The organism is Amycolatopsis sp. 2-15 (assembly GCF_030285625.1).
GTDB lineage: Bacteria > Actinomycetota > Actinomycetes > Mycobacteriales > Pseudonocardiaceae > Amycolatopsis > Amycolatopsis carbonis.
On the sequence record NZ_CP127294.1, the window covers coordinates 145,344 to 167,304 of the forward strand.

22 protein-coding genes and 1 pseudogene are annotated in these 21,961 nt (G+C 70.1%); 9 read left to right on the top strand and 14 right to left on the bottom strand.

Annotated features, from left to right (window positions below; genetic code table 11):
• The first annotated feature begins 140 nt into the window (after positions 1–140).
• Positions 141–1,034 (top strand): LysR family transcriptional regulator, encoded by an 894-nt coding sequence (locus QRX50_RS00665; protein ID WP_285970055.1) that lies wholly within the window; start codon positions 141–143, stop codon positions 1,032–1,034.
• 98 nt (positions 1,035–1,132) lie between these two features.
• The gene (locus QRX50_RS00670; RefSeq protein WP_285970056.1) at positions 1,133–1,879 is read left to right on the top strand and encodes an SDR family NAD(P)-dependent oxidoreductase; all 747 of its coding nucleotides are present in this window, start codon (positions 1,133–1,135) and stop codon (positions 1,877–1,879) included.
• Positions 1,880–1,903: 24 nt separating this feature from the next.
• Here the strand turns inward: QRX50_RS00670 and QRX50_RS00675 are convergent, their stop codons facing one another.
• The 3 genes from QRX50_RS00675 to QRX50_RS00685 all read right to left on the bottom strand — a co-directional run bounded on the left by QRX50_RS00675 (position 1,904) and on the right by QRX50_RS00685 (position 4,427).
• Positions 1,904–2,818, bottom strand: a complete 915-nt coding sequence (locus QRX50_RS00675; protein WP_285970057.1) for a GlxA family transcriptional regulator — start codon at positions 2,816–2,818, stop codon at positions 1,904–1,906.
• A gap of 108 nt (positions 2,819–2,926) precedes the next feature.
• The gene (locus QRX50_RS00680) at positions 2,927–3,919 is read right to left on the bottom strand and encodes a glutathione S-transferase family protein (RefSeq protein ID WP_285970058.1); all 993 of its coding nucleotides are present in this window, start codon (positions 3,917–3,919) and stop codon (positions 2,927–2,929) included.
• Between the two features lie 28 nt (positions 3,920–3,947).
• On the bottom strand, positions 3,948–4,427 hold the full coding sequence (locus tag QRX50_RS00685) for a MarR family winged helix-turn-helix transcriptional regulator (protein WP_285970059.1): 480 nt from the start codon (positions 4,425–4,427) through the stop codon (positions 3,948–3,950).
• A gap of 109 nt (positions 4,428–4,536) precedes the next feature.
• Between QRX50_RS00685 and QRX50_RS00690 the strand changes: the two genes are divergently transcribed.
• Positions 4,537–5,097 (top strand): YceI family protein, encoded by a 561-nt coding sequence (locus QRX50_RS00690; RefSeq protein WP_285970060.1) that lies wholly within the window; start codon positions 4,537–4,539, stop codon positions 5,095–5,097.
• A gap of 105 nt (positions 5,098–5,202) precedes the next feature.
• Here QRX50_RS00690 and QRX50_RS00695 read toward each other — a convergent pair whose 3' ends face one another.
• From QRX50_RS00695 to QRX50_RS00705, 3 genes are all read right to left on the bottom strand, one after another.
• Positions 5,203–6,009 carry a TIGR03620 family F420-dependent LLM class oxidoreductase gene (locus QRX50_RS00695; RefSeq protein WP_285974768.1) on the bottom strand — a complete coding sequence of 269 codons (807 nt, stop codon included), beginning with the start codon at positions 6,007–6,009 and terminating at the stop codon, positions 5,203–5,205.
• A 149-nt stretch (positions 6,010–6,158) separates the two neighbouring features.
• The gene (locus QRX50_RS00700) at positions 6,159–6,473 is read right to left on the bottom strand and encodes an ArsR/SmtB family transcription factor (RefSeq protein ID WP_285970061.1); all 315 of its coding nucleotides are present in this window, start codon (positions 6,471–6,473) and stop codon (positions 6,159–6,161) included.
• Positions 6,474–6,517: 44 nt separating this feature from the next.
• Positions 6,518–7,117 carry a TetR/AcrR family transcriptional regulator gene (locus QRX50_RS00705; RefSeq protein WP_434533224.1) on the bottom strand — a complete coding sequence of 200 codons (600 nt, stop codon included), beginning with the start codon at positions 7,115–7,117 and terminating at the stop codon, positions 6,518–6,520.
• A gap of 84 nt (positions 7,118–7,201) precedes the next feature.
• Between QRX50_RS00705 and QRX50_RS00710 the strand changes: the two genes are divergently transcribed.
• Positions 7,202–7,972 carry an SDR family NAD(P)-dependent oxidoreductase gene (locus tag QRX50_RS00710; RefSeq protein WP_285970062.1) on the top strand — a complete coding sequence of 257 codons (771 nt, stop codon included), beginning with the start codon at positions 7,202–7,204 and terminating at the stop codon, positions 7,970–7,972.
• 1 nt (position 7,973) lies between these two features.
• Here QRX50_RS00710 and QRX50_RS00715 read toward each other — a convergent pair whose 3' ends face one another.
• The 3 genes from QRX50_RS00715 to QRX50_RS00725 are packed head-to-tail and all read right to left on the bottom strand — an operon-like array spanning position 7,974 to position 10,461.
• Positions 7,974–8,600 carry a hypothetical protein gene (locus QRX50_RS00715; protein ID WP_353074078.1) on the bottom strand — a complete coding sequence of 209 codons (627 nt, stop codon included), beginning with the start codon at positions 8,598–8,600 and terminating at the stop codon, positions 7,974–7,976.
• Positions 8,597–10,165: an alpha/beta hydrolase gene (locus tag QRX50_RS00720; protein ID WP_285970063.1), complete on the bottom strand. Its 1,569-nt coding sequence runs from the start codon at positions 10,163–10,165 to the stop codon at positions 8,597–8,599. Before QRX50_RS00720 ends, QRX50_RS00715 begins: the two co-directional genes overlap by 4 nt.
• Positions 10,162–10,461 (bottom strand): type VII secretion target, encoded by a 300-nt coding sequence (locus QRX50_RS00725; protein WP_285970064.1) that lies wholly within the window; start codon positions 10,459–10,461, stop codon positions 10,162–10,164. The genes QRX50_RS00720 and QRX50_RS00725 overlap by 4 nt, the downstream gene beginning before the upstream one ends.
• Before the next feature lie 450 nt (positions 10,462–10,911).
• Here QRX50_RS00725 and QRX50_RS00730 point away from each other — a divergent pair, with 450 nt between their 5' ends.
• From QRX50_RS00730 to QRX50_RS00745, 4 genes are all read left to right on the top strand, one after another.
• Positions 10,912–12,312 carry a sugar porter family MFS transporter gene (locus tag QRX50_RS00730; RefSeq protein ID WP_285970065.1) on the top strand — a complete coding sequence of 467 codons (1,401 nt, stop codon included), beginning with the start codon at positions 10,912–10,914 and terminating at the stop codon, positions 12,310–12,312.
• Positions 12,313–12,475: 163 nt separating this feature from the next.
• A complete protein-coding gene (locus tag QRX50_RS00735) occupies positions 12,476–12,886 on the top strand; it encodes a DUF742 domain-containing protein (protein WP_285970066.1) in 411 nt (136 codons plus the stop codon).
• 22 nt (positions 12,887–12,908) lie between these two features.
• Positions 12,909–14,120: a monodechloroaminopyrrolnitrin synthase PrnB family protein gene (locus QRX50_RS00740; RefSeq protein ID WP_285970067.1), complete on the top strand. Its 1,212-nt coding sequence runs from the start codon at positions 12,909–12,911 to the stop codon at positions 14,118–14,120.
• A 117-nt stretch (positions 14,121–14,237) separates the two neighbouring features.
• Complete coding sequence (locus QRX50_RS00745) at positions 14,238–16,865, top strand: PKD domain-containing protein (protein WP_285970068.1); 2,628 nt, start codon at positions 14,238–14,240, stop codon at positions 16,863–16,865.
• Between the two features lie 76 nt (positions 16,866–16,941).
• Here the strand turns inward: QRX50_RS00745 and QRX50_RS00750 are convergent, their stop codons facing one another.
• Complete coding sequence (locus QRX50_RS00750; protein WP_285970069.1) at positions 16,942–17,190, bottom strand: helix-turn-helix domain-containing protein; 249 nt, start codon at positions 17,188–17,190, stop codon at positions 16,942–16,944.
• A gap of 47 nt (positions 17,191–17,237) precedes the next feature.
• Here QRX50_RS00750 and QRX50_RS00755 point away from each other — a divergent pair.
• Positions 17,238–17,496 (top strand): annotated as a pseudogene (locus QRX50_RS00755) (VOC family protein).
• A 178-nt stretch (positions 17,497–17,674) separates the two neighbouring features.
• On the opposite strand, the gene QRX50_RS00760 reads toward QRX50_RS00755, so the two are convergent.
• The 4 genes from QRX50_RS00760 to QRX50_RS00775 all read right to left on the bottom strand — a co-directional run bounded on the left by QRX50_RS00760 (position 17,675) and on the right by QRX50_RS00775 (position 21,805).
• The gene (locus QRX50_RS00760) at positions 17,675–18,487 is read right to left on the bottom strand and encodes a COG1361 family protein (RefSeq protein WP_285970070.1); all 813 of its coding nucleotides are present in this window, start codon (positions 18,485–18,487) and stop codon (positions 17,675–17,677) included.
• Between the two features lie 215 nt (positions 18,488–18,702).
• On the bottom strand, positions 18,703–19,899 hold the full coding sequence (gene dinB / locus QRX50_RS00765) for a DNA polymerase IV (RefSeq protein WP_285970071.1): 1,197 nt from the start codon (positions 19,897–19,899) through the stop codon (positions 18,703–18,705).
• Between the two features lie 237 nt (positions 19,900–20,136).
• The gene (locus QRX50_RS00770) at positions 20,137–21,132 is read right to left on the bottom strand and encodes a HEAT repeat domain-containing protein (protein ID WP_285970072.1); all 996 of its coding nucleotides are present in this window, start codon (positions 21,130–21,132) and stop codon (positions 20,137–20,139) included.
• On the bottom strand, positions 21,119–21,805 hold the full coding sequence (locus QRX50_RS00775) for a HEAT repeat domain-containing protein (protein WP_285970073.1): 687 nt from the start codon (positions 21,803–21,805) through the stop codon (positions 21,119–21,121). Before QRX50_RS00775 ends, QRX50_RS00770 begins: the two co-directional genes overlap by 14 nt.
• Positions 21,806–21,961: the final 156 nt, after the last annotated feature.

Below are 21,961 nucleotides of genomic sequence, written 5' to 3' on the forward strand. Positions count from 1 at the left end.
TTCTTTCTCCGTAGCGCGACCACCGTCGCCGATCGCCCTGACACGGGCGTGCGCTCGGGCTGACACGGCGCTGACACGGCGTCGGCGAACCCTGCCGGCAGCACGAGCCGCGGTCGGCGGTTCGTGGTGCGATGGACGACATGGAGATCCGGGAAATGCGCGCGTTCGTCGCCGTGGTCGAGGAAGGTGGGCTGTCGGCGGCGGCGCGGCGGTTGCACGTGAGCCAGCCGGCGGTGTCGCAGACGGTGCAGGCGCTGGAACGGCAGCTGGGGGTGCAGTTGCTGGTCCGCAGCAACGCGGGAGTGCAGCCCACCGAAGCCGGGATGACCTTGGCGAGCGAAGCGCGCGCCCTTCTGGCCCGGCACGATCAAGCCGTGGCAGCGGTGACGCGGCACGCGTCGGGCAGCCCGCTGCGAGTGGGGATGCCGCTGGAACTGCCGCCGGATCTCATGTCCCGCGCCCTCGCCGGCCTGGCCACCGCGTTCCCGGACACCCGGGTGCGGGTGGTCCACGCCTCGACGACCGGGCAATTCGCGTTGCTGCGCAAGGGCGACCTCGAACTCGGCCTGGTCCGGGAACATCCCGTCGGCCCTGAACTCGACGCGATGCCGGTCCTGGAAGAGAAACTGGGCGTCCTGCTCTCGAAGGAACAAGCCGGTGAACGCGCCGGGCCCGACGGAATCCGGCTCGACGCACTGGCCGGGCTGGAGTGGATCGGGTTTCCGCGGGAGGGCAGCCCGGCGTGGTACGACGAGGTGACCGCGATCTTCCGTTCGCACGGTCTCGAAATCGGCCCCGATCCGACGGCCGGGCACTCGCTGATCTCCGAGCTCAAGTTCGCCGCCGTGAGCGCGGGTGGCGCGTTCACGCTCGCGCCGCCGAACTGGACGCAGCCCATCCCCGAGCACCTGGCGTGGTGCCCGCTGCTCGGATCCCCGCTCGTGCGACGCACGTGGGCGGTGTGGCCCGCCTCCTCGCACCGCCGCGACCTCGGACACCTGGTGGCGGCCCTGGACGTCTTATGGGCGCCATAAGCGAGCCGTATCGCCAGGTCGGAAGCCTGACGGGGCCGTTTCGCTTGAACGAGGCGACTGCGCAGCAAGGCGCGGCGAACTCGGGAGAAGTGAACGAAATGACGGCAGAACTGTCGGGAACCACCGCTCTGGTCACCGGCGCGACGAGCGGCATCGGGCGCGCCACGGCGGTCGCGCTGGGCAAGCTCGGCGCGCACGTGCTGGTGAGCGGCCGCGACGCCGGCCGGGGCGAGCAGGTGGTGAAGGAGATCGTCGCCGGAGGTGGGGGGGCCGCGTTCCTCGGCTCCGACCTCGCCGACGCCGCGTCGGCGCGGGACCTCGCGACCCGGGCCCTCACGGTGACCGGGCAGGTGGACGTGCTGGTGAACAGCGCCGGCGTTTTCCCCTTCGGTCCCACCGAGAACACAACCGAGCCGGACTTCGACTCGGTGTACGCGCTGAACGTGAAGGCGCCGTACTTCCTCGTCGCGGCGCTGGCGCCGGCGATGGCCGAGCGGGGCACGGGATCCATCGTGAACGTGTCCACCATGGTCGCCGAGTTCGGTGCCGCGGGGATGGGTCTGTACGGATCCAGCAAGGCCGCGCTCGAACTGCTCACCAAGTCGTGGTCCGCGGAGTTCGGGCCGCGCGGCGTGCGGGTGAATGCCGTGAGCCCCGGACCGACGCGCACCGACGGTACGGCCGCGATGGGTGAGAGCCTCGACCAGCTGGCGTCCCTCGCGCCGGCCGGGCGCCCGGCGGACCCGGACGAGATCGCGGCGGCGATCGTCTTCCTGATCACGGGTGGCGCGAGCTTCATCCACGGCGCGGTGCTGCCGGTGGACGGCGGACGGGTTGCGGTGTAAGGGATTTCTGGTGGGCGAGCCGTTCTACTGGTGCTGCGGTTCCTTCGACTTCCGCAGCGACCGCAATGAACGCGAGTCCGCGAAACCCGCGCTGCGGGCCGCCTCCTCGAGCGTCGACCCGTCGGCCAGCAGGTGCTCGGCGTGTGCCAGCCGCAGCGTGTGCTGATAGCGCAACGGAGTCATGCCGACGGCGTCGACGAAGTGCCGCGTGACCGTCCGCTCGCTGCAGCCCAGCTCCCGCGCCAGAGAGGAAAGCCGCAGCGGTTCCGCGAAGCGAGTCTCGATCAGGTCCTGCACGCGGTGCACCAGGTCGGACAGGTGGTTGCGATGGCGGAGCAGGCCGGTGACGGGCTGCTGGCCGTTGCGGCGCGCGTAGACGACGAGCGAACGCGCGATGCGGCCCGCGACGCCGGGGCCGTGGGCGGTGGCGACGAGGTGCAGCGCCAGGTCGATGCCGCTGGCCATGCCGGCGGAGGAGGCGACGCGGCCGTCGACGACGTAGAGGACGTCGCGGACCACCGTCGTGGCCGGGTAGCGCACGGCGAGGTCGTCCTGGAGGTCGTGGTGGGTGGTACAGCGGCGGCCGTCGAGCAGGCCCGCCTCGGCGAGAGCGACGGTGCCCGCGCAGACGCTCGCGACGAGGCCACCCGCGGAGTGGTGGACGCGCAGCAGGTCGAGCCCGCGCCGCATGGCGGGGGCGACACCCGGGGTGAAGCCGGCGCCGCCGGGGACCACGAGGATGTCGTCGCGGCCGAGGGCGGGGACGCGGGTCGAGGCGCGCACCGGCAGGCCCTCGGCGGTGGGCACGTCGGGTTCTTCGGCGAAGTAGGCCAGCTCGTAGGGCAGGCCCAGCGAACGCGCGGCGAGGAACACGTCGGCCGCGCCCGCGATGTCGAGCAGGTACGCCCGAGGTGCGAGCAAGAACACCACCCTCGTCATGAGCGCGACGCTACCCGCGGGCGTCTCCCGGACCGGCGGCATCGGCGCCGGTCCGGGAGACCTCGGGTAAGGGTGCTGCCCTCGTGGTCCCAGCGGTGACGAAACGCGTCACGCCGCCAGCGAAGGCACCTGCTCGCCTTCGATCGGGGGGCCGGGCGGGGTCCCGTCGCCGAACGGACGGCCGCCCAGCTCCTCGCGGCCGTGCGGCGTCAGCCAGCCCGACAGGTCGGGCCCGGCGGGAATGACGCCGGTCGGGTTGATCGAGCGGTGCACCACGTAGTAGTGCTCCTTGACCTGGTCGAAGTCGATCGTGTCGCCGAATCCGGGGGTCTGGAACAGGTCCCGGGTGTAGGCCCACAGCACCGGCATCTCGGTGAGCTTCTCGCGGTTGCACTTGAAGTGGCCGTGGTACACCGCGTCGAAGCGGACGAGCGTGGTGAACAGGCGCACGTCGGCCTCGGTGATCGTGTCGCCGACCAGGTAGCGCTGGTTCGCGAGGCGCTCGGAGAGCCAGTCGAGACGGGCGAAGAGCGCGTTGTACGCCTCCTCGTATGCCTCCTGTGAACCGGCGAAACCGGCCTTGTAGACGCCGTTGTTCACGTCGCGGAACACCTTGTCGGCGACGTCGTCGATTTCGTCACGCAGGGGTTCCGGATACAGGTCGGGTGCGCCTTCGCGGTGGTAGGCGCGCCACTCCAGGGACAGGTCGAGCGTCATCTGCTTGAAGTCGTTGGTCACGACCTGGCCGGTGGGCACGTCGACGATCGCCGGCACGGTGATGCCGCGCGGGTACTGCGGGTCGCGCTTGAAGAAGGCCTCCTGCAGGCGCTCGATGCCCAGCACCGGGTCGCGCCCGCCCGGGTCGAGGTCGAACGTCCAGCTGCGCTGGTCGTGCGTCGGTCCGCAGATGCCCATGGACAGCACGTCCTCGAGGCCCAGCAGCCGGCGCACGATCGACGCACGGTTGGCCCACGGGCAGGCACGGGCGATCACGAGGCGGTAGCGGCCGGGCTCCACGGGCCAGCCGTCGCGGCCGTCGGCGGTGATGCGGTCGGCGAGGTAGTTCTGGTCGCGCTTGAACTCGCCCTTGTCGGCAGTCATGGCACCACTTTCGTCGAAGGGTTGCAGGTCATTCGGGGCACGTCCGGGGGCCGTCCGGCTCCAGCGCCGCGGCCACGCGCGCGAGGATCGGGCCCGCGCCGCGGATCTCGTCGGGGGTCAGGTGGTCGAACAGGTGCGACCGTACGCGCGCGAGGTGTCCCGGGTAGGCCCCCGCGAGCGTGGTTCGACCCGATTCGGTGAGCGACGCGTTGGCCGCGCGGCCGTCGCTCTCGCACTTGGCCTTCTCCACCAGGCCGCGCTTGACCAGGCTGTCGACGACGCGGCTGATGCGGCTGAGCGAGAGCGCCGTGGCCTTGGCGAGGTCGGACAGCCGCAGCCACCCGTCCTCGGCCTCGGACAGGGACACGAGCACGGTGTAGTCGGTCATCGAGATGCCGGTCTCGTTCACGAAATGATCTTCCAGCACGCGCGGCAACACGGTGATGATCCGCGTCAACGGCCGCCACACAGCCTCTTCTTCCCTGCTCAACGGCACTCTGTCCACCATATGGGCAGTCTACCGGAATACTTGCTCGCGCAATCAGGTTATGTGGGCTAGAGTCTTGTTGAGCCCTCAACCAAGTGGTTGGGGGAGCGAACCCGAAGGAAGAGATCCCATGACCAGCGCGACCACCACTTACCCCCAGCTGACCGGCGAGTACACGATCGACGCCGCCCACAGCCGCATCGGCTTCGTCGCCCGCCACGCGATGGTGACGAAGGTCCGCGGCGCGTTCAACGAGTTCGACGGCACCTTCACCGTCGACGGTGACAACCCGTCGAAGTCGAGCGCCAAGGTCACCATCCAGGCGCACAGCATCGACACCCGCAACGCCGACCGCGACGGTCACATCCGCAGCAACGACTTCCTCTCGATGGACGAGTACCCGCAGATCACCTTCGTGTCCACCGGTATCACCCAGACCGGCGACACCAGCTTCGACGTGACCGGCGACCTGACCATCAAGGGCGTCGCCAAGTCCATCACCATCCCCTTGGAGTTCGAGGGCTCGGCGAAGGACCCGTTCGGCAACGACCGCGTCGGCTTCGAGGGCTCCACCACGATCTCCCGCAAGGACTACGGCATCACCTGGAACGCCGCGCTCGAGACCGGCGGCGTGCTGGTGTCCGACAAGGTCACCCTCGAGTTCGAGGTCTCGGCGATCAAGAGCGCCTGAACCTCGCCTCAGACCCCGGGTAACCGGGTCGCGCAGGGCCGGCTCACCGACTTCGGTCGATGAGCCGGCCCGTTCGCGTTTGTGGGGCCCACGCGTTCTCGAGGCTCAGCTTTCGGGCAGGAGAGCTTCCCCAAGGCGGCGCCAATGCGGCAGTGCCGAGGTGCCCGGTTCAATGCCGATGACCTGGATCCCGACGTGGTCCGCACCCGCCGCCAGGTGGCCGCGGAGCTTCTGCACGACGGTGTCCACATCGCCCCAGAAGACGAGAGCATCGATGAGGCGGTCGGAGCCGCCGTGGGCGATCTCGGCTTCGGAGTAGCCGAGGCGGCGAAACTTGGCGACGTTGTACTTCGACGTCAGGTAGCGCGCGAGGTGCTCGCGCGCGGCGGCGCGGGCGACGGCCGGGTCGCGTTCGAACAGGACGGCGTGCTCGACGCCCAGGAAAGCGTCCGGGCCGAGGATCTCGCGTGCTTGCGCGGTGTGGTCGACGGTGACGTGGTAGGCGTGGGCGCCGGAAGCGCGGTCGCGGGCCAGTTCCAGCATTTTGGGCCCGTAAGCGGCCAGAATGCGGCGGACCGGCGAAGCCGGCGCAGGGTTCGGGCTTTCCACTTCGTCCATCTCGTCCAGGTACGCGGCCATGGCAGCCAGCGGTTTGACGTCCGGCCGGGAAGCGCCGCCGTAACCGAGGCCGAGGACGTGCCGGCCGGGGTAGGCGTCGGCGAGCAGGTGGGCGGCGCCTTGCGTCCACCGCGCCTGGCGGGACCAGATCTGCGCGATGCCGTTGACGACGTGCATCCGCTGGGTCGCGGCGAGCAGGAAACCCGCGTGCGTCAAGGCTTCGCGGCCAAGCAGCTCCGGGACCCAGATCGCGCGCCAGCCCCGTTCTTCAAGCTCCTGCACGGAATCCCGCATCAAACCGGCGGGCTGGTGTTCGAAGTCGAACGTCCAGATCCCGAACTTCCCCAGGCCGTCCACGGCATCTCCTCGAGTCACACATCGAAGTATCGCAGAATTACGATATGAAGCGCAACCAAGCAGGCGCCCAACCGAAACCACGAGACCTACAACGTCTGTCCCAGCGCCGAGACCAGCGAGGCGATCCGCTCCTCGTCGCGCCGGTAGTGCGTCCACTTCCCCACCCGCGTGGAGCGCACCAGGCCGGCGCGCTCCAGCTCCGCGAGGTATGCCGACACCGTCGACTGCGCCAAGCCCGCCTTCGCCTGGATGTGGCTCACGCACACACCGACGTCGAGCACCCCGCCGTCGAGCGGGAAGTGCCGCGCGGGCTCACGCAGCCACGCGAGCAGCTGCAGCCGCACGGGGTTGGCCAGCGCGCGCAACGCCCGGACGACCTCGGGATCCGCGACTGTTTCCACACCCCGAGGATACCGCGCACGTTTCGCGGAATCCCGATCCGAAACTAGCTCCGCCGCAGGTTCTCGATCGCCACGTCCAGCGCGTTCTCCAGGTGCGCCGACGACCCCGTGGACAGCAGCATCACCACGCCACCCTGCAGCCCGGCCAGCAAAGCCGACGCCGCACGCGCCGGATCGACCGACGGTCCGACCTCGCCCGCCGCCTGCAGGTGGCGGATGCCGGCCGCGAGCTCGGCGAGCCAGCGCTCCATCAGCTGCGTCGAGACGGCCTGCGCACCCGGAGTGTTGCGGCCGAGCTGCGACATCACGACGTTGATCGGGCAGTGCCGGCCCTGCTCGGTGTAGTGCGCCACCACGGTGTCGCGCCACGACTGCCACGCGTCCCACGTGTGCAGCGCGCCGAGGTAGGGCTGCTGCGAACCCAGCACGCGCTCGGCCTCGAACTCCGCGACGGCCAGCAGCAGCTGCTCCTTGCCCTCGGGAAAGTAGTGGAACAGCTGGCTTTTGCTCGTGCCGGTGCGCGCGCGGACGTCGTCGAGCGTGGTGTCGAAAACACCGCGCTCGCGGATCTCCGCGGCGGCGCCCTCGACGATGCGCTGGCGAGTCGCGGCGCCCTTGCTGGTGAGCGTCTGGGTCACGGCCACCCTTTCCCAGTCTGGACTTGCCGGTCCAATCTAGCGCGGGCACGGTTGAACCCGCCAGTCCATTCCGGGGATGGAAGCTCCACCGTGACCTCACGTTTCGAAGGCCGCACCGCGCTCGTCACCGGCTCGACGGGCGGGATCGGCGTCGCCATCGCGCGCGCGTTCGCCGCCGAGGGCGCCCACGTGCTGGTGAGCGGCCGCGACGCCGAACGCGGCGAGAAGGTGACCGCCGGTATCGCCGAGGCAGGCGGCCGCGCCACGTTACTGCGTGCCGACCTCACCACCGGCGCGGCCGTGCGCGAGCTCGCCGAAGCCGCCGAACGGGCCGCCGGCGGCGCGCTCGACGTCCTCGTCAACAACGCCGCCCTGCTCGTCTTCCCCTCGCCCACCGCCCACCTGGCCGGCGAGCTGATCGACGCCGCGCTCACGGTGAACATCAAGGCACCGATGGTGCTCACCGGCCTGCTCGCGCCGGGCATGGCCGCGCGCGGCAGCGGCGCGATCGTGAACCTCGGCTCCATCAACGGCCTCGACGGCATGGCCGGCTCCGCCCTCTACAGCACCACCAAGGCCGCCGTGCACTCGCTGACGAAGTCGTGGGCCGCCGAGTACGGGCCGTCGGGCGTGCGCGTGAACACCGTCGCGCCCGGGCCCACGTTCACCGAGCGCATCGCGGGTTCGGCCGAAGCGCTGGAGCACGTGCGGCCGATGCTGGCGACCCTCCCGTCGCGGCGCGCGAGCCAGCCGGAGGAGATCGCGAACGCCGTGCTGTTCCTGGCGAGCGACGACGCGCTGAACATCCACGGCACCACGCTCGGCGTCGACGGCGGCTATTCCGCCGTGCGGTCCGCCTGAGTCAGAAGGCCGTGCCGCCGTCCGACCAGTTCGTCTCGCCGAAGTCCTCGTCGTCCACCGCCGCACGACGAGGACGCGGCTGCGGTTTCGGAGCCGGCTCGGGCTCAGGCGCCGAGGCCATCGCGGTTTCCGCGGGCTCCCCCGCGGCTTCCGGCACCCCGTTCGGCCACACGCACGGCGAGGTCGCGCCGAGGTACAGCTTGCCGAGCTCGTTGGCCTGGATCGACATGTCGAAGCTGTCGGAAGCGTTGCGCACGAACACGTACTGGTCGGTCGGCCGCCGATCGGTGACGACGGTGAAACCGTGCGCCCGCCACCAGGTGACCACGGCGTCGAACTGCTCACCGAACGCCGCCACCTGCACGCCGGTGATCTCGTAGGTCACCGAGATCTCGAAGCGCCCGGGTGGGCCGCCGTCGGTCGGGTCGGTGCACTCGGACCGGTTCTGCGAGAACAAGGTGCGCGACGCCGTGCGCGGCAATGCCTCGAACGCGGCGCGCACGTAGTCCTCGACCCGGTCGTGGGCTTGTTTCTCGGTCATCGTGGTTTCCATGGCCCCACCTCCGGGGGAGCAGGCGACACAGGTCAGCAGGACGGTCAGCGCGGCGAGCGCGCGGCGGGCGCTCACCCCGGTTTCCCCGCGATGATGCGGCCGAAGCTGCGCAGCGAGGGGTTGTTGTCCTCCCAGTACTGGCTGTGCGCGGCACCGGAAAGCCCGCCCTCGTACCACGGTCCCTTGGTGCCGGGCGCGGAGTCGAAGACCTGGCCGCCGAAGCCCGTCCCCGTCGGGCTGGGACCGAGCGGATCGTGGCCGGCGACGCCGACGTTGGTGATCTTGATCATGTCGTGCTCGGCGACGGTCGAGTGCACGTGCTGCGCCACCTGGTCCTGCGGCACGCCGTCGAGGTGCAGCTGGTTCGCGTGATCGACACCGACGCCGGGGCTCGCGACGAACACGAGCTCGTCGGCGTCGAGGCCGCCATCGCGCGCGGCGTGGCCGACGACCGTGGTGCCGTAGCTGTGGCCGAGCACGGTGTTGTGCGAAGGCGCGCCGTCGTGCGAAGCGCGCAAGCCTTCCTCGAATTTCGAGAGGTCGGCTTTTCCGTTGTCCGCATAGCTTTGACTGGCCGCGTCCCACAGTTCGTCCGGCGCGTCGTAGCCGACCCAGGTGATCACCGACGGCGAGGGCGAACCCGCCATCGTCGCCGACTGCCACATCTTGTCCGAGCGCCCGAGGTCACCGCCGATCTTCGAGAGCTCGCTGCCGGTGCCGGGCACGTACGTGGCGACATCCGTTGCCGTGTCGGGATTTCCCGCGGCGACCACGGCTTTGCCGTCACCGCTGGTGTCGAGCTGGACCAGATAGGCCTGCGGTTTGCCGGGACCGGTGTCATTGAGCCGGTTGTTGATATCGGTGAGCCCGCGCAGCTTCGCCTTCGCGTCGTCGCTCGGATCTTTCTGGAGCCGGGTCATTTCCCGTTGCAGGACAACACGGTTGGCGGCGTCGCGGTCCTTGACCGGGACGCCGTCGAGGTTGCGCACGAGATCCGGGTTGTCGCGCAGGATCGTGCCCTGCGAGGTGGTCGACAGGCTGTCCCACCACGCACGGTTGTCGCCGGGTGTGCCGCCCTGCGGCGGGCCGATGGTGGACAGGCCACTCTGCGCGGTGCCGGCGTGGGCTGCCTGCGCAAGCGTTGTGGCGCCCTGGTCGGTGATCTCGCCGCGGGCGGCGCGCGTGAGGATGCCGGCGAAATCGGCGTCGACGTCGGTGGCCTGGCGCAGGATCTGCTCGATCCGGTCGGAGAGCTCGACGCGGATCCGCTCGTCGGGCGCCGCTCCCGGGCCGGGCACCGTGGTGACCCAGCCGCCGTCGTCGATGGCGAACCCGTTGTGCGAAGCCAAATCGTCAGTGTCGCGCACGTCGGCGGTGACGCGTTCCACGGCCAACTGCGTCTCGTGCGCGCCGCGCCGCACGGCGGATGCCTCGACGACGAGCTGTTCGAGCCGCGTGGTCAACGCGGTGCCGCGGGCCTGCGCGGCCGTCGCGGCGTCACCGGTCCAGCCGTCGAGGCGCGACATGCCTTCGACGTCGCCGTCGGCGGCCAGGAGCTGTTCGCAGCGTTGGTTCAGCAGGTCGGCCACCGTGCCGACCGCCCCGGCGTTCCAGCTCCGCGCGTCGCCCCAGGTGATCACCGGCCCGCCCCGTTCACGTTGTTCGTGGCCTGCTGCTCGGTGCCGCGGTAGCCGCGCGCCGCGTCGTCGAGCTGTCCGCCGTATGCCTCGGTGTCGGTCGCCCACTGCGGCACGGCCTCGCGCCAGACGTCGCTCAGCTGCGCCGCCGCGTCTGCGCTCGTGCCACCCGGCATTCCGGTCGCGATCCCGCTGAGCGGGCCGGCCAGGTCCACCGGACGCACGGTCGCGGCCGCGCGATGGGCGTGGCCCGCCGCCTCGCTCACCGTCGCCGGAACGACTTCGAACCCCGCACCCATGCGTACCTCGTCTTCCCCAGGTGACCAGACGACACCGTACGACGAACGGCGTATGCGCGCGGTTCCGAAGACGGCACCGGAAATCCGGATTGTCTGTACCACTGCGCCTGACCTGCACACCTTCGCCCTTATCTCGTACACATATGTGAATGCCAGTCACGTGACTGAATAGTTATCAGCCGGTGTATTGCCCACGGATGGGCCGCGTGTGAATGTGTACGGCGAAGTTCGTCGGAACGCGCCGGCGGATTTGGCGGCTGAACGGCCCGTGACGAGGAAAGGCGTTGCGAGCGGGGGAACCAGCCGTTTCACAGCCCTGCGCTGTGAAACTCCGGCGCGCCCAGCCAGGAAAACCGGCTATTCGAGACCCACCATGCTCGGCCCGACGGCGCTGGCCACCCCCCAGCGAACCGGACCGGCCGGCCAGCCCCAGAAAGAGACGGCTCGGCAATGACACAGACAGCCGCGGCGCGGCGGCCCATCAACAGGACCACGTTGTACTTCTTCGGTGCCCTCGGCGGCATCCTGTTCGGTTACGACCTCGGTGTCATTTCGGGTGTGCTGCCGTTCATCGGCAAGACCTGGAACCTGACCGGGTGGGACAAGGGCGTGATCACCGCCAGCCTGTCGGTCGGCGCGATCGTCGGCGCCCTCTTCTCTTCGCGGATGAACGAGAAGCTGGGCCGGCGCCGCACGATCATGGTGGCCGCGGTCATCGTCATCATCGGCACGATCGCGGCGAGCGTCTCGCCGAGCTTCGCCGTGCTGATCATCTCGCGGCTCGTGATCGGTGTCGGCATCGGGCTTTCCTCGTCCACAGTGCCGACCTACCTGTCCGAGCTGGCCCCGGCCCGCCTGCGTGGTGCCATGGGCGCGCTCAACCAGATCTTCATCGTGCTCGGCATCCTGATCGCGTTCCTCGTGAGCTACGGCCTCGGCCCGTCCGGCAACTGGCGGCTGATGTTCGCCGGCGCCGTCGTGCCGGCCGTGATCCTGCTCGTGGGCTTGGTCTTCCTGCCCGAGACGCCGCGGTGGCTGGTCGCCAAGGGCGAAGAGGAGCAGGCCCGCTCGGTGCTCAAGAGCTCGCACGGCAACTCGGTCAACGTCGACGAGGAGATCAACACCATCCGCGAGGTCATCCGCCTCGACACGGAGTCGGGGAAGACGCGGTTCCGCGACCTCTGGGCCCCGATGGTGCGCCCGATGCTGATCGTGGCTCTGCTGCTCGCCGTCGGCCAGCAGTTCAGCGGCGTGAACGCGGTCAACGCGTACTTCCCGACCATGCTGATCGGCCTCGGCTTCGCCACCCAGGCGGCGCTGCTGTCCGGTGTGCTGCTGGGTGTCACGAAGTTCCTGTTCACCGCGTGGGTGGTCTTCGTCGTCGACCGCTGGGGCCGCAAGCCGCTGCTGCTGATCGGCAACGTGCTCATGGTCATCACGCTCGTCGCGGCCGGGTTCATCGTGATCGAGGTGGACGACGTGACCACCAAGGGCATCCTGATGCTCGTCGCGATGGTGCTCTACCTGGTGGGCTACGAGCTCGGCTGGGGCGCGGTCGTGTGGGTCATGATGGCCGAGGTGTTCCCGCTCAAGGTCCGCGCGGCGGGCATGGGCATCAGCAGTGTGGTGCTGTGGGCGGCCACCGGCATCATCAGCGCGATCTTCCCGATCATCTCCGATCCGGGGGCACTGGGGCTCGGCGGTTCGATGTTCCTGTTCGCGGGGATCAACGTCGTGCTGTTCGGCCTCACCAAGTGGCTGGTCCCCGAGACCAAGGGCCGGTCGCTCGAGCAGATCGAGCTCGACCTGCGCGGGCGCCACAAGGCGCGGGCCAAGGCTGAAGCGGCCTGATCATTCCCACCCGGACGGCCGGGGCGGGGCGTTCGCGCCGCGCCCCGGCCGCCGTCGTTTTCAGGTCCACGTCAGGTCCACTTCGGACAGAATTTGCCGCGCGGAGTTGGCACGGTGGTGATCACGGTGCTGTACTGCCATCAGAGCGCGAGGAGGTGGCGGCATGACCGAGCCGGACGGGACACCGGGCCGGCACCGCGTGTCCGATCCCGCCGCGGGCGCCGGCGAACCCGGTGACCTGCCGCTCGTGCGGCCGTACGCGCGAACCCGCACGCCCGTGCCCGTCAGCCACGACCTCGCGCTGGAGACACTGGTCTCGACCACCGAGCTGGGCCGCCGCCTGAGCCGCCTGCTTCGGGAGCCCTACGGCAGCGCGTGCGAGCTGTGCGTTTCCACGGTGTCGGTCGCCGAGCTGTCGGCCTACCTCAACCTCTCGATCGGCACGGCGCGCGAGCTCGTCGAGGAACTGGTCGGCGAGGAGCTGCTCTACGCCCACCCGCCGGTCGGCGCGTACGACGCGGAGGCCCGCACGCAGGTACTCGACCGCATGCTCGGTGGGCTCGACCAGCTGTAGTAGCGCGGATATCCTCGGCGCGGTGACGACTTCCGTGGCCCGGTTCGACCGGTGGATCAGGAACGAGTTCGTCGAGTACAACACCGCACTGGAAGAGGCGTACTTCGCCGAGCGGCGCGAGGTCCTCGACGGCCGTCCCGAGCTGGACGAGCCCAAGCGCGCCATTGTCACCGAAGGCCACCACCTGATCGGCCGCATCCTCGACGAGGGCGCGCTACCCGTGGTAGAGCGGGAGAAGTACCAGCTTCTCGGAATGGTGGGCTACCACCTCGCTGCCTGCCGGAGGCACGAATCGGTTGCGCCAGGTGCCGAGGAGCTGTCGGCCGCCTGGTCGCTGGCATCGTTGCTCGGGTCCTCGCTGGGTGTGGCGCCGCGGTTCGTTTTCGCGCACCAGGCGATGTACAACCCGGCCAGTGGCGGGCAGTTCCAGACCTTCACTTCACTCGAGGACGAGGCTGTTTTCCTGACCAATAACGGGCTGGCCGTCTTCGCTTACCAGCGTGCGGCCGAGGCCATTCGGCGGGTCGTTCCGATCGGGGTGTCGAGTCCGCTTTCCGCGTATCTTCTGGAAACGGCGCGGGCGGCACTGGAAGACGTGCTGCAGTTCAACCGGACGCTGTCGAAGACGTTGGACGTGGAGCGGTTCTTCTTCAACGTGCGGCCGTACTTCAAAACTTACCGGGTGGGCAACGCCGAATACCGTGGCGCGAATGCCGGCGACTTCTCCGCGATCAACGAGCTCGACGTCCTCCTGGGACTGGCGACCACACGGGATCCCTTCTACCAGAACGTGGTGGTGGAGAAGTACCCGTACGTGACCCCCGAGGACCAGGTGCGACTGCGGGCGATCGGCGGCGAGCAATCGCTGCTCACGCGATTCCTGAGGGAAGCCGAGAGTTCACCCGATCCGCAGCTGGTCCGTAACGCGGAACTGTTCCTCGCCGTGTGCCGAGCTCATGGCGCCGCGTACACCTACCACCACCACAAGCTCGTTTTGCCGTTCCTCGTCGAACCCGCGAAAACGGCGCCGCCGGAACGACTTTCGGAACTCACGGCGAGCGGGCCGCCGTTGGCGGTCGTGGTTTCCGGACTTTCGTACCTGGCGGATCTGCGTTCGGCGCGCGACCGGCCCGGGAAACCGTCGGCCCGAAAAGACCTCGACCGGCTCCGGGAACTCGTTTCGCGCGGAACCGGTGACGGCCACCCTGCGTCACTCACCGCAACGGCCGAGTAACTCCGCAGGTCCGGCAGCGACTTTCCCACCGTTGATTCCGATCGACGAAAGGGAAGTGAAGCCTTGAGACCGAGAATGTGGGCCGGCGCCGCAACGCTGGCCGTGACGGCTCTTGCCATGAGTGCGATACCGGCCGCGGCCGTGACCGGGAACCTGCCGGGCGGGACGAGCATCGCGGTCACCGTGACCGGGCCGGCCGAGGACACCGTGATCCCCCAGGGGCCCGCGACCGTCACCGGCACCGCGTCGGTGGGCACCGGCGCGGCGGTGAAGGACACCGGGCTCACCTACGTGCTCGACGTATCCGGCAGCACCGCCTCCGGCTGCGCGAGCACCACCGTGCTGGGCTGCGAGATCGCGGCGGCCAAGGCGCTCGACAACGACGCGGCGGCCCCCAACACCGTGATCGGCAGTGTCGGCGCGGCCGTGTTCGGCACCGGCGGCGCCGCGGCCGACGTCCGCCCGGCGGCCGGCGACCAGCCTCTGACCACCCCGACCGCCGACGACAACGGCAACGGCGCCCGCGACATCAACGAGGTGCTCGACTCGGCCGTGATCGGCGGCGTCGGCAAGTTCACCCCGAAGAGCTTCCAGAGCGGCACGGACTACGTCGCCGGGATCAACGCCGCGAAGACCGTGACCGACGCGCAGACCGAGAACCGCAAGATCGTGGTCTTCCTCTCCGACGGTATCGCGGGCGGTGACGTGCGGCCGCCGCTGAGCTCAGTGCCCGCGAGCGTCACGTACTACACGTTCGCCGTCGGCGCCGGTGCGAGCTGCGCCGGAACCTCGTACCCGTCGAGCCTGCAGGCCATCGCCGACCTCACCGGCGGCACCTGCACCGCCGTGCCCGACCCCGCGAACCTGCCCAACGTGCTGCCGGGCGTGATCGACTCGCAGCTCAGCGCGCTGACGCTGTCGGTCGACGGCGGCGGCGCGACTCCCGTGACGAACGTGAACCCCGGGTTGCCCCGCACGGGCCCGGCGTCCGTCACGTATTCCGTGGCCACCGGCGCTCTCGCGCCGGGACGCCACGAGCTGTGCGTGACCGCGCACGGCACCGACGGCGGCGGCCCGGGCACCGTGGCCGACTGCACGCACGTGATCGTGAACGCGCCGCCGGTGGTCTCGGCGGGCGGCCCGTATGCGGGCCAGGAGGGCACGGCGATCTCGCTGGCCGGCACGGTCACCGACCCCGACGGGCCCGCCGGAACGCGGCATTGGAGCGTCGCGCCGGGCCCGGGCGTCGACGCCGGAGCGACGTGCTCCTTCGGCGACGCGGCGGCGCTGAGCACCACCGTCACGTGTGACGACGACGGGGTGTGGACCCTCACGCTGACCGCCGACGACGGCGTGAACCCGCCGGTCTCGCGCACGGCGAACCTGACCGTGTCGAACGTGGCCCCGCACGTGAGCGTCACCGCGCCGGCCACCGACGCGGTGTTCAACCACGGGGCCGCGGTGGCGGTGACCGCGCCGTTCACCGACGTCGGCAAGCACGACACGCACACGTGCACCGTCGACTACGCGGACGGCTCGCCACTCGTGACGGGTTCGGTCTCGGAGACCCCGGGTTCGGGCACCTGCACGGCTTCGCACGCGTACACGATTTCGGGCACATACAACGTGCTGGTGCGCGTGACCGACGACGACGGCGGTGCGGCGACCGCGATCGTGCGGATCATCGTGAACGACCCGCCGGTCGTGGTGGCCGGCGGCCCGTACGCGGGTCAGGAGGGCACGGCGGTTTCGCTGGCCGGTTCGGTGTCCGATCCGGACGGTCCCTCGCTGGCCACACACTGGAGCGCGACTCCGCAGTCCGGTGTGGACAGTGGGACTTCCTGCGCCTTCGGGGATCCCGCCGCGTTGTCCACCACGATGACCTGTGACGACGACGGCGTGTGGACGCTGACGCTCTCGGCCGACGACAGCCTGCACCCGGCCGTGCTCAAGACGACCACGCTGACGCTGACGAACGTCGCGCCGCACGTGAGCATCTCGTCGCCACCCGACGGGCAGCTCGTGCTGCGGGGTGCGTCCATCGGCGTCACCGCGCCGTTCACCGACATCGGCCGGCACGACACGCACACCTGCACGGTCGACTTCGGTGACGGTACGCCGGTGGCCACCGGAGCCGTTGCCGAGACGCCGGGTTCGGGCACCTGCACCGCTTCGCACGCGTTCACCGGCGTCGGCGCACACAACGTGCTGGTCACCGTGACCGACGACGACGGTGGCGCGGCCACCGCCGTGGTCAAGATCGTGTCGTACGTGCGAGCCGAGGCGTGGTCGATCAGCGCGAGCGGCCTGATCAACGTCAGCAAGACGCCGCTCGCCGGCTGCCCGCCGAACAGCGACCACACCACGGCTTCGCTGAACGTGCTCGGGCTGGCCTCCGTGCAGGCCCTCCACGCCGACTGCACCCTCGACGCGGCCACCGGCCGCACCGACGCGGGCGCCCTCGTCTCGGGCGCGTCGCTGCTGGGTGGCGTGATCTCGCTGAAGGACATCCAGACGTCCTGCGTCGCCGACGAGACCGGCCTGCACGGGTCTTCCCGCGTGGGCACGCTGAACGGCCAGACGATCGGCACCGGCCCGGTCACCATCGGCATCCCCGGGGTGGCGACGGTGCACCTCAACGAGACGGTCACCGGACCGAACGGCCAGCTCGCACAGTACGCCGTGCGGGTCGTGACGCTGCTCGGCCAGGAGATCGTGCTGTCGGGCTGCCGGATGGGCTTCTGACGGCTGGGTGATTCGCGTGGTGCCGCAGCGGAGGTTCCGCTGCGGCACTACGTCGTTCTGTGTGACCACTCGAAGTTCAGCTGCCGTCGTCGCCCTCGCGCAGGGAATGGATCATGCTCTGCAGGATCCGGAACGCGCCTGCCTGCTCGGTCTCGGTCAGACCGGCCAGCATTCTGACCTCGACGGACCGGACCGCCACGGTCGCCTTCTCGAGCCTCCGTCGGCCGCGAGGCGTGAGCCGCGTGGGAAGAACCTTCCCGACGGGTGCCTCCGCGGGCCTGGTCACGTGGCCCTCTCGTTCCAGGGCCTGGAGCAGCACGTTCATCGTGTTGACCCGTGTCAGAAGACTGACACGGAAGAAGGAGTTTCATCATGCCCGCCACCGGCCCGGACTTCAGCTCGCTCCAAGCGCGCGACCTCGACGCTCCGCAGGCGTTCTACGAGCAGTACCTCGGCCTCGTCCGCTCACGATGCTCTCGTCGCCGACGGTCACAACATCGTCTCCGCACCGATCGACGGCCCCTTCGGCCGGACCTTCACCTTCGCCGACCCCGACGGCTACCGGGTCACTCTCCACGACCGCGCCTTACACCCGAGACTCCAAAACCGGAACTCATTCGGACGAATGTGACGAGCGAAATAGGGCCGCCGATGAATTGTTATCCCGACGGGGTGGACAGAACGTGGGGAAAATGTCTTGTTAACCCAATCGGGTGAGTGCGGAAAAAAGCCCACCGGCGTATTGATCGCGCAACGTGAAACAGCCCGGCACCCCACAGAGGGATGCCGGGCCGGTTCGCGGAGAGCGGTCAGCAGCTGATGAGCAGGCTGGTGACGGCGTGACAGGAGCGCGACGCCTTGTCGTTGGCCGGGTTGGGGTCCGTCGGGGAGCTCGCCTGGCGCTGGGCCGTGGTGGTGAGCGTGCCGATGGTCAGCAGGCCGGCGCGGGCCGTGAAGCTCGCCTTGGCCGAGGAGCCCGACGGCAGGGACGCGACGTTGCAGGTGACCGTGCGGCCGGAAGCCGTGCAGTTGGCGGACTTCGAGTACTGCAGGCCATTGGGCAGCGTGGCCTGGAGCTTGACGCCCGTGGCGGTGGCGGGGCCGCTGTTCTTCGCGGTGATCGTGTAGGTGATCTCCGAGCTGAGGACGCCCGCGGGAGCGGCGGTCAGCGCCACGGCGACGTCGGCGGAGTCGGTGGCCGGGGTGATGGTGACGGCCGGGCCGTCAAGGGTTTCGAACGAGAAGTTGTCGCCCACGAACTGGTCCTGCAGGGTGACCGAGCCGGCCGGCGCGGTGTCCTTCACCTTGAGGGTGAAGGTGACCGTGGCGCTCTGGCTCGGCGCGAGGTCGCCGACGGTCGCTCGCAGGCTGCTGCCGAGCACGCCGCACGCGACGTTGCAGGAGACCACGTCGGCGATGTCGGTGATCGGCGTCTCCTTGCCGTACAGCGCGGCCTTGGCGCCGGTGACGACGAAGTCCTGCGGGTTGTACAGCGTCTCGGTGACCGTGAAGGTCTCACCGCGCTGCAGGCTCGTGGGGCTCACGTCGATCGCGCTGCTCGGCGGGTCCGCCAGCGCCGCGCCGGGCGCCACGAACAGCATCCCGGCGGAGGCCGCCACCACCGAGAGAATGGTGATACCACGCCGACGTCTTTGCTTGTCCATGCTTTCTCACTATTTCGTCCGAGGGGTACCGCTCTGGCATTTCGGGAAGACTCGGGAAAACGTAGCTGCCCCTCCGTCGCCCGGAGCCCTTCGTTCGTTACAGGGCCATTCAGCGCACCCGCCGCTGATCCACGGTGAGTTTTTCACCCGATGCAGTCGAATTTCGGTGGAGATCAGTCGGGCAGCAGCGGCACCGACATCCCGGGCTCGTGCCCCAGCAACGACCCACGCGTGATCGCGGCGCTCCCGAAGCGGTCGCGGATCCCGTCCACCGCCGAGTCGACGGCCACCCCGTCCTCGATCTCGAACGGCAGCATGAGCTGCACCGACCCGTGCGGCGTCAGGTTCGAGAACGAGATCCCCAGCAGCGTGAGCCCCCGGTCGTAGACCAGCGATTGGGCCTCCACCAACAACTTTCGCGCCGCGGCCAGCAACGTCTCGGTGTGGTCGGTGGCCTCGACCATCGTGCGCGACCGCGTGGCCCGCGTGAAGTCGGCGAATCGCATGCGCAGCACCACCGTGCGCGTGAGCCGGGACGCCGACCGCAGCCGCCGGGCCAGCCGGTCCACAATGGACACCAGCAGCTCGTCCAGCTCCGCCATCGACCGCCGCCGGCGCCCCAGAGCCCGCTGCGACCCCATGGACCGCCGACGCCGCCCGACCTGCACCGGACGCGGGTCCAGACCACGTGACAGCGCGTGGAGGTGATGTCCGGCTCCCCGCCCGAGCATCGACACCAGGTCCACCTCCGGCAGCTCCGCCACCTGCCGCACGGTGCGGATCCCGCGTGAGCGCAGCTTCTCCGACGTCACCTTCCCCACGCCCCACAGCCGCTCCACCGGCAACGGGTGCAGGAACTCCAGCTCGCCATCCGGCGGCACGACCAGCAGCCCGTCCGGCTTCGCCACCGCGCTGGCGACCTTCGCGAGGAACTTCGTGCGCGCCACCCCCACCGTGATCGGCAGCCCGACGCGCGCCAGCACCTCGGCCCGCAGCCGCCGCGCGATCTCCGACGGGCTGCCCGCGATGCGCCGCAGCCCGCCCACGTCGAGGAACGCCTCGTCGATCGACAGCCCCTCCACGATCGGCGTGGTGTCGCGGAAGACCTCGAACACGGCCTTGCTCGCCGCGCTGTAAGCCGCCATCCGCGGCGGCACGACCACCGCGTGCGGGCACAACCGCAGAGCCTGCGCACCACCCATGGCCGTGCGCACGCCCAGCCGCTTCGCCTCATAACTCGCCGCCAGCACCACCCCACCCCCGACGATCACGGGCCGGCCGCGCAGGCGCGGATCGTCGCGCTGCTCGACCGACGCGTAGAACGCGTCGAGGTCGGCGTGGAGGATGGGGCCTTCGGTCGACACGAACATATGTTCGCATCAAACACCGACCAAAACGGTCCCCTTGTCACCCGAACGGCCCAGTGAGTGGCCTGTCACTCGCCGGCGGCTCGGCGCTTCGGCGGGCTGGGCGTGCTCGGCGCATCGGGGCGTCCACTCGCGTTCCAAGATCAACCTGGAAGCGACCGCGGACAGACGCGGTCCTTGATCAACCTTCGAGCGGTCAGGATCACCACACCAGGTGGTCATCGCCCGCCCGGACAGAAATCAGCCGTCGGATCGCGGGATTCGCGCGAGAGCCGAGGCGACAAGGGCGACGGCCGGATCGCCGTCCTGGGTCAGCTGCTGAAGGAGATCGTCGGCCGCGGGCAGCTCGGCGAGCGCCTGCGTCAAGCGGATCCGCACGGCCGAATCCGACGTGTGGGCGGTGAGCTCGTCGGACAGCGCGGACTTGATCGGGCCGGCACACGAGGCGTCCAGCGACAGCGCGCCCAGGACTTCGGCCGCTTCGACGTCGCTGGGCCCGTCCACCACCATGGCGACGAGTGTCGGCACGGCCTCGGGAAAACCACGGCCGCCCAACGCCAACGCCGCCCGCGTCCGCACCGTCGGGTCCGAATCCTCGAGCGCGCCGAGAAGCACCGCCGACGCGTCCTCCCCCGGCAGCGAAGCGATCGCCCGGACCGCGCGCCGCCGGACTTCGACGTCGGCGGAGCGTACGCCGGCCGCCAGGCTCGCCAGCCCGTCGCCGCCCGCCCGCGCGAGCGCCCACCGCAGGGCGCCCGCGACGTTCTGGTCGGGTTCGGCGAGCACCGCCTCGGCCAGCAGCTCCGCCGGCACCTCCTCCACCGGCGCCAGCGCGGCCTGCTGCCGGCGCGCGGCATCCGGCGAGTCGAGCCCGTGCAGCAGCTCGACCAGGCGCAGGACGTCCTGCCAGCCCGGCGGCGCCGACGCGTCGACCCGGCGCAGCCGCTCCAGCAGCTCCTGCTCCCGCTTCAGCCGGTCTTCGGTCCGCCGGATCAGCTCACCGACCAATGTGGACGGTGCGAACGCCGGATCCGCCAGCGCCCGGCCGATCTCGCGCAGCGACAACCCCAGCGACCGCAGGCTTTCCACGTGGAAGATCCGCCGGATGTCCTCGGCGGAGTACTCGCGGTAGCCGCCGACGGTGCGGCCGGTGGGATGCACCAGCCCGAGGGTGTCGTAGTGCCGGAGCATCCGGGCACTCACCCCCGAGCGGCGCGCCACCTCACCGATCAGCACCGGCCACCTCCGCCGCCCGTTCCGGTCCGAGCGCGGCGACCCGCTTCGCCTCGTCGACGGCCGGGTCGAACGCCGCCTCCGGGTCGCGCAGCAGCCGCTCCGTGGCCCGAGCGTGCGCGCGAACCACGGGGTCGATACTCACCAGTGCGTTCCGCAGCACCGGCTCGATCCCGTCCCCGAGTGCCACCAGCGCCCGGCTCAGGCTCAGCTTCACGTTCCGGTCCCCTCGTCCGAGCTGCGCCGCCAGCTCCTCGGCCAGCGCGGGTTTGCCCACCTCCGGCACGAGCACGACAGCCGCCCGCCACGAACTCCGCGCGACCTCGTCGTCGGCGTCGCGCAGCAGCGACCGCGTGATCTCGGGCCAGACGCGCCCGTCGCCGATCTTGGACAGCGTGTGCAACGCCTGGCTGCGCGCCTGGGCGCGCCCGGACCGCAGCTCGGCGACGAGCCTGGGCACGGTGAGCTCCGCCGGCAGCCGCGTCAACGCCCAGGTGAGCATGTCGCGCACGAAGAAGTCGGGCTCCACCGCGCACCGCGCCACGAGCGTCTCGACGAGCCCGGGGTCGGCGTCCGTGCCGGCGGCCAGCGCCGCCTGCAGCCGCGTCGACGAGTTACCGGCGCTGAGCGCTTCGAGCAGGTGCAGGTTCTTGTGTGGCGTGTTGATGGGGACCACCTCCTGCGACCCAGTGAAGACCTTGTCACGATGTCAAGGTCAAGTTCGGCCCGCGACTTCACCATCGGAACCGGTTCCGCTCGCGCCGAACTACCGTCAGCGCAGGCCAGGTCAGCCGAGGAATCAGGCCCGCCGATCGGCGATCGCTGAAGTCGC